A 4985-nucleotide genomic window follows, 5' to 3' on the forward strand; every position below is an offset into this window, starting at 1 on the left:
GACGCGCATCGACGCGGTCGTCCACCTGGCCGGGGGACGCGCATCGACGCGGTCGTCCACCTGGCCGGGGCCCGCGTGCTCGGCCTGCCGTGGACCGCGGCGCGGCGGCGCGAGCTGCTGGCCAGCCGGGTCGACGGCACGACCGCGCTGCTCGGGTTGATGCGGCGGCTGCAGCAGGCGCCGCGCGTGCTGGTGAGCGCATCGGCGGTGGGCTTCTATGGCGCGTCGCCGGAGGGCTCGTTCGAGCCGCTCGACGAGGCGAGCCCGGCGCGCCCGGGGCAGTTCCAGTCCGACCTGTGCGCCGCGATCGAGCACGAGGCGCGGCGTGCCGAGGCACTGGGCGTGCGGGTCGTGCGCATGCGCTTCGGCGTGGTGCTGGGCCGCGGCGATGGCGCGTACCCGATGCTGGCGCTGGCCGCGCGTTGCGGGCTCGGTGCGGTGCTGGGCAGCGGCCGGCAGGCGGCGCCGTGGATCCACCTGGACGATGCGGTCGGGTTGGTCCGCTTCGCGATGGACCGCGATGATCTCGAAGGCCCGCTGAATGGCGTCGCACCCGAGACGCTGCCGCAAGCGGCGTTCGCGACGGCGATGGCCGCCTCGTTCGGCCGCCGCGTGCGGCTGCGCATGCCGGCGGCGCCGCTGCGCGCGCTGGCGGGCGAGATGGCGACCCTGCTGCTCGACGGGCAGAACGCCGTATCGCATACGGCGCTGGCGGCGGGGTATCGGTTCAGGTTTGCCGGGGTTCGGGCGGCGCTGGAGGACCTGGCGGGAACTGTCGCGCCACTCAGAGTTGCACACCAGACGCCATCGCCGCAATGAGCATCGCCACTGTCTGGTCCAGGCCGTCACGACGCAATGCTTCGAGCATGGCCTGTGGATCAGGACGCGATTTCAGGTCCATGCGGAACTGGCGAAATGCCGCGATGAAGACGGCCCCGTACGCTGCGAGCAGGGCAGAAAGAAAGTCGTCTGGTCGCCGCACTTCGATGCCCATCGCCTGCAAAGCTCGAACCTTGAAGTCGCGGACATTGCGTGTCACCAAGGCAACGTGCTGCTCTCCGGGATACGCCTTGGAGTGCAGCAGATATTGCGCGCAGGCCGCAACATGCACATCCTTGGCCGAGCGAAGCGCAGGTTGCACCGATGCGAACATGCGTTGAACGTCACGCGTGTCGAGCATCGCCGTTGGAAGTGCTGTGTTCAGCCGATCTTCGAGGGCCCTGGTTTCAACAGCATTCGCCTTCCGGCCGGTCTCGACCAATGCCCGGCTCATCTCCTCCAGGATCATCGAGGTCCAATGCAGCTTGAGCACCCCCTGGTAGTCAAGGTAGACGAGCAGCCCCCGCGTCGTTGCCGCGAACAACGTGTCGGCATCGGCCACAACGGGAATCACGGCGCGCCGAATATCTCGTCGTCAAGATCGCCTGCAAGCTGCTTCAGCGCCGTCCCTTGGCGCACCCGTTCAGCAGCCTGCCAGGCCAGCACCTCGCTCTTCAGCACCCGGCGTTGATTGCCCACGCGTTGATGCAGGTCGATGGCGCCGTCATCGATCAAACGAACCACGAACGGACGCGAAACGCCCAACAACTTTGCCGCTTGCTCGGTGCTCAGTACGGTATCGGCTTGTGTTTGGCCGACGTCGCGCGATTCCGCGCTCGCCGCCAGTGCCACATCCGCGCCCTGCAGCGCATCGAACAGATCGCGCTGAATGGCCATGCGTGTGGCCGGGGTCAATCGAACGTGGCGCCCGATGATCGTCATCAACCGATCTGTCGGAATCGACACGCGCAACACCAACGGTGTTTCAGCGCGTGGCGATCGAGCGGATCGTGACGGAGCGGACTTGCGTTCGGAGGCTGATGACTTGGAATTCACGCGCCGATCGTACTCGAATCACTCGAAATACGCGAAACAACATCCCGCAGACACATCACCGCTACGACTTCTTCTTGGGCACCTTCGCCCCCGCCTTGCGTGCCTCCGACAGCCCGATCGCCACCGCCTGCGCGCGGCTCGTGACCTTCTTGCCGGAGGTGCCGCTCTTCAGCGTGCCTTCGTTGCGCTCGTGCATCGCGCGCTCGACCTTCTCGGATGCCTTCTTGCCGTACTTCGTGGCCATGTCGCTCTCCTTCGGTGAATGGACTTCACCGCATCGCGGCAATCGACATGCCCATCAGGCCAGCGGCGCCAGCAGTGCCTTCAAGTCGGCCTCGCTGAACTTCACCGTGGCCTCGCCGTCCACGCCCAGCACGCCTTCGGCCAGCGCCTCCTTGCGCTGCTGCAGCGCCAGCATGCGCTCCTCGATGCTGCCTTCCACCACCAGCTTGTAGACGAACACCGGCTGGTCCTGGCCGATGCGGTGCGCGCGCGCCGTCGCCTGCTGCTCGACCGCCGGGTTCCACCAGGGGTCGAGGTGGATCACCGTGTCGGCCGCCGTCAGGTTCAGCCCGACGCCGCCGGCCTTCAGGCTCAGCAGCATCAGCGGCAGCTCGCGCTGCTGGAAGCGCCGCACCACGTCGCCGCGGTCGGCGGGCGGCGTCTCGCCGGTCAGCATCAGGTGCGGCAGGTTCAGCGCGGCGAGTTCGTCGGCCACCAGCCCCAGCATCTCGGTGAACTGCGAGAACACCAGGATGCGCCGGCCCTCCTCCAGCAGCTCCGGCAGCGTCGCGCGCAGCCACTCGAGCTTCGCGCGCTCCATCGTCGGGGCCATCGCGGTGCCCTTCAGCAGGTACGGGTCGCAGCACACCTGGCGCAGCTTCAGCAACGCATCGAGGATGCTGATCTGCGCGCCGCCGAAACCGGTGCGCTTCAAGAGCCGCCGCACCAGCTCGTCGGCGGCCACGCGCACGCTCTCGTACAGCGCGCGCTGCTGGCCTTCGAGCTGCACGCGGTGGACCATCTCGGTCAACGGCTGCAGCTCGGTCGCGACCTCGTCCTTGCGCCGGCGCAGGATGAAGGGCCGCACGCGCTGCGCGAGCAGTTGCGCGCGCAGCGTCTCGCCCTGCGTCTCGATCGGCTTGCGCCAGATTCGCTGGAAAGAGCGAGAGTCGCCGAGAAACCCCGGCATCAGGAAATCGAAATGCGCCCACAGCTCGCCGAGGTGGTTCTCGAGCGGCGTGCCCGTCACGCACAGCCGGTGGCGCGACTGCAGCCGGCGCAGCGCGGTGGCCGCGCGGCTGCCGGCGTTCTTCACCATCTGCGCCTCGTCCAGCACCACCAGGTGCCAGGGCTGCTGCGCGAGCGTGGCGATGTCGCGCCACAGCAGCGGATAGGTCGTCAGCACGAGGTCGTGCCCGGCTGTGTCGGCGAATCGCTTCGACCGGTCGGCGCCCTGCAGCGTCAGCACGCGCAGCGCCGGCGCGTTGCGCGCCGCCTCGGCCTGCCAGTTCGCGATCAGCGAGGTCGGCAGCACGACGAGCGCCGGCAGGTCGAGCCGCCCGGCCTGCTGCTCGATCAGCAAATGGGCCAGCACCTGGGCCGTCTTGCCCAGCCCCATGTCGTCGGCCAGGATGCCGGCGAGGTGGTGCTCGCGCAGGTACTGCAGCCAGGCCACGCCGTGCCGCTGGTACGCGCGCAGCTCGAGCCCGAGGCCCGCCGGTGATTCCACCGCCGGTGGCGTGCCGGCCGCGCGCAGCCGCTGCGTCAGCTCGGTGAGGCCGGCATCGCCCTGCAACTGCCAGCGGCCGTGCTCGCCGGCGCGCGCCGCCTGCGTGTCCATCAGGCTCAGCCGCAGCGCCTCGATGCGCTGGGCCTCCCAATTGGACAGCTTCATCGGCCCTTCCTGCCGCTTCGGATCGGTCAGCAGGTCGAGCATCGCGCTGACGATGGCCTTCAGCGGGCCGGCCGGCGATTCGATGCCGCGCCCGCCCTTGCCACGGCGCAGCATGATGATCTTGTCGTCGGGGATGTCGGCTACCTGCCGGGCGTCGAGCCAGCGCGGCTCGCGCTTGAACAGCTCGACCAGCAGCGGCGCCAGGTCGACCGGCTCGCCGTCGACCTCGATCCCGAGGCTCACCATGAACGAGGCTTCGCGCTTCGGCTGCCCGAGCGCGCCGAACGGCACCTGGTGTCGCGACGGCGCATCGACCAGCTCGCGCCCCTGCTCGGCGCCGGTGACCGGGTCGATCAGCAGGCGCCAGCGCTCCACCGGCGCGCTCATGTGCGCGAAGCCCGGCGCCACCACCACCGACCAGCCCAGGCCCTGCAGGCGCGGCACCTGGTCGAGCCAGAAGTCGCCGAACTGCACTTCCTCGGGCAGGGTCCACAGCTGCGGATGGCCTTCGCCGGCGTCGCTGCTGCGCCACTGCAGCGCCTGCATCGGCAGCGGGCGCAGGCCACTGGACCAGAGCGCGTCCATCGCATCGGCCTCGCCGGCCAGGTCGCGCTCGAGCACGACGCGCTCATTCCAGGCGCCGCGCAGCAGCTCGGTCGGCGAGGGGCGCTTGCCGAGCACGCTGGTCGGCGCCGGTGTCTCCCAGTGCAGGCCGGGTGCCGCCTCGTAGGTCCATTCGATGCGTGCGACGCTCAGTTTCTGGCTGCGTGGGCCGAAGCCGTTCATCGCGCGCATGCCGAGCAGGCCGTCGCCGCGGGTCAGGGTCTGCAGGGTGAGGCGGGGGCGCAGCGGGGCGGTGATGGGCGGGTCGGAGGGCAAGGGCATGCGGGGATTGTCAGCGCGACGGTGGCGGCCTGTTCGCAACACCCGGCCACATGACTGCCGTGCCATGCGGAACCATGGACGCCGACAAGGCACTCAGTGCGGTCTTCGTCACGGCGTCAACCCATGAGCATCGGAAACTTTCCCCCCGCCCCCCGCCTCCTCAACCCGACATCCGCGTCTGTCAGCCGTGCGGGCGATCCGGACGCGGTGCTTGAACGCGTCATGCAGCGATTGACCGTTCCGTACGATGACGAGCAACGGCACGATGCCGCTCTGTACTTCATGCGCCTGCCCGAGCCGGACTTCGAGGCCTTGACATGGCTCAGCG

6 protein-coding genes are annotated in these 4985 nt (G+C 69.2%); 2 read left to right on the top strand and 4 right to left on the bottom strand.

The window, feature by feature from the left end; genetic code table 11:
* Window positions 1-819 (top strand): TIGR01777 family oxidoreductase (locus AC1D01_RS20485; protein WP_477869513.1); only part of this gene is annotated, 819 nt, incomplete at its 5' end.
* Here AC1D01_RS20485 and AC1D01_RS20490 read toward each other — a convergent pair.
* From AC1D01_RS20490 to AC1D01_RS20505, 4 genes are all read right to left on the bottom strand, one after another.
* Window positions 785-1381, bottom strand: a complete 597-nt coding sequence (locus tag AC1D01_RS20490; RefSeq protein WP_477869515.1) for a VapC50 family PIN domain-containing toxin — start codon at window positions 1379-1381, stop codon at window positions 785-787. The genes AC1D01_RS20485 and AC1D01_RS20490 overlap by 35 nt on opposite strands.
* Window positions 1382-1389: 8 nt before the next feature.
* Window positions 1390-1761, bottom strand: coding sequence for a helix-turn-helix domain-containing protein (locus AC1D01_RS20495; RefSeq protein ID WP_477869517.1), 372 nt, complete (start codon window positions 1759-1761; stop codon window positions 1390-1392).
* 175 nt (window positions 1762-1936) lie between these two features.
* Entirely contained in the window at window positions 1937-2119 is a 183-nt protein-coding gene (locus AC1D01_RS20500; RefSeq protein ID WP_477869519.1) for a DUF6496 domain-containing protein, read from the bottom strand.
* Between the two features lie 54 nt (window positions 2120-2173).
* A complete protein-coding gene (locus AC1D01_RS20505) occupies window positions 2174-4657 on the bottom strand; it encodes a DEAD/DEAH box helicase (RefSeq protein ID WP_477869521.1) in 2484 nt (827 codons plus the stop codon).
* A gap of 123 nt (window positions 4658-4780) precedes the next feature.
* Here AC1D01_RS20505 and AC1D01_RS20510 point away from each other — a divergent pair.
* Window positions 4781-4985, top strand: a 205-nt coding sequence (locus AC1D01_RS20510) for a hypothetical protein (protein ID WP_477869523.1), incomplete at its 3' end; no start/stop codon positions are given.

The organism is Rhizobacter sp. P3_B12, assembly GCF_056402895.1.

Coding starts and splice junctions, on each gene's coding strand:
- AC1D01_RS20505 (WP_477869521.1), bottom strand. CDS start 4,657: ATGCCCTTGCCCTCCGACCCGCCCATCACCGCCCCGCTGCGCCCCCGC.
- AC1D01_RS20500 (WP_477869519.1), bottom strand. CDS start 2,119: ATGGCCACGAAGTACGGCAAGAAGGCATCCGAGAAGGTCGAGCGCGCG.
- AC1D01_RS20495 (WP_477869517.1), bottom strand. CDS start 1,761: ATGACGATCATCGGGCGCCACGTTCGATTGACCCCGGCCACACGCATG.